Genomic DNA, 1,458 nt, shown 5'->3' with positions numbered 1-1,458 from the left:
GCACGAGCGGACGGCCGCGATGACGGTGAAGATGCTGGCGCGAACCCTGACGCCGCGGGAGCGCGAGGTGATGAACGAGGTGGTCAAGGGTCGGCTGACAANGCAGATCGCCGGCGACCTGGGCATCAGCGAGGTGACGGTGAAGCTCCATCGCGGCAAGGTGATGCGCAAGATGCAGGTGCGCTCGGTCGCCGATCTCGTCCGCAAGGCGGAGGTGCTGACTCCCGAAGGGTGAGCCCGTCTCCAGCCCCCCATTTCTAGACCCCCCATTTCTAGACCTAGGTGTGGTATCTCTCCCCTGACCGTTCCGGATAGGATACGCGTGGCGCCAGGAACCGGCGCCCCTATTCGGTCGAGGCATCACGACGTGTCCAACGAACCCCTGATAGCGGTGGTCGATGACGATGAGGCGATCCGCGAGGCGTTGGACGATCTGCTGCGGTCCATCGGCTTCCGCTGTCTGCCGTTCGTTTCCGCCGAGGATTTCCTGACCCGCGCCGACCGGTCGGTCATCGCCTGCATCATTCTGGACGTGCGCATGCCCGGCCTGTCGGGGCTGGAGTTGCAGGACCGGCTGAACACCGGCGGTGACCATCCGCCGATCCTGTTCATGACCTCCTATGCCGACGACACCACGCGGCGGCGGGCGCTGGGTGGCGGTGCCCGCGACATATTGGGCAAGCCGGTCGATGCCCAGATCCTGATCGCGTCCCTGAACAGCGCCATTGCGGCAGGGTACTCCGCGGCGGGGTAACGCTGCCGGGCGGCCCTCCGGCGCAGCCGGGATGCGGCATCTTCGGCACTCCCTCTTCTGATCGATTGTGCTCCGCCGGCCATCCGATGACCCTGTCGGTCCGCGGCCTCGCGCCCCGATGGGATGCCCAGCGTCGCGGACAGGGCAAATGGCGATCGGACCGTAGCATTCGGCGCCCCTTGACGGTTTAAGATGAAGCAGGACCGGACGGGAGACGGAGCGATGACGGTCGCGGCGGTCGCATCCCATAGCATCGAGCCCGGGATCGGAACGCCATGAGCTTTCTGACCCGCCTGCTTCTGCTCGTCTCGCTGGCCCTGGTTCCGATCTGTGGCCTGGAGGTGTGGAACCAGATCGACCTGCGCCGCCAGCGCTCCGGAGAAATCCACGACCATGCACGACAACTGCTCGGCCTGCTTGGCGGCGAACAGGCGCGCCTCGTCGAAGGCGTGCGTCAGATGCTGGCTCTACTGGCGGAAACCTCGGCGGCTCAGACTCTCGATGCTTCGGCCTGTCAGCAGTTGCTGGAACGCACGGCCAAGTGGATCCCGGATTATTTGACGATCAATCTCGCCACCACCGACGGAACCATCCTCTGCTCCACCGAAAAGCACTTACCCGGGCGGAACATCGCCGATCGAACGCATGTCCAGGCGGCGCTGGAAAGCGGCGGCTTTCACGTCCGAAAGTTCATTCCGCAACGG

General features: G+C 65.1%; 2 protein-coding genes and 1 pseudogene. All 3 read left to right on the top strand.

What is annotated here, in order from left to right:
• Nucleotides 1-235: response regulator transcription factor (locus I71_RS17140; protein WP_042696053.1), on the top strand; the 235-nt coding region annotated here is incomplete at its 5' end.
• Nucleotides 236-367: 132 nt separating this feature from the next.
• The gene (locus tag I71_RS17135) at nt 368-754 is read left to right on the top strand and encodes a response regulator transcription factor (protein WP_042696052.1); all 387 of its coding nucleotides are present in this window, start codon (nt 368-370) and stop codon (nt 752-754) included.
• A gap of 275 nt (nt 755-1,029) precedes the next feature.
• Nucleotides 1,030-1,458: pseudogene (locus I71_RS17130) on the top strand (hypothetical protein); the annotation flags it as partial.

Source organism: Azospirillum sp. B506 (genome assembly GCF_000333595.1).
GTDB lineage: Bacteria > Pseudomonadota > Alphaproteobacteria > Azospirillales > Azospirillaceae > Azospirillum.
The sequence above is the reverse complement of the archived record's forward strand: the minus strand, read 5'-3'. Positions and strand labels throughout refer to the sequence as shown.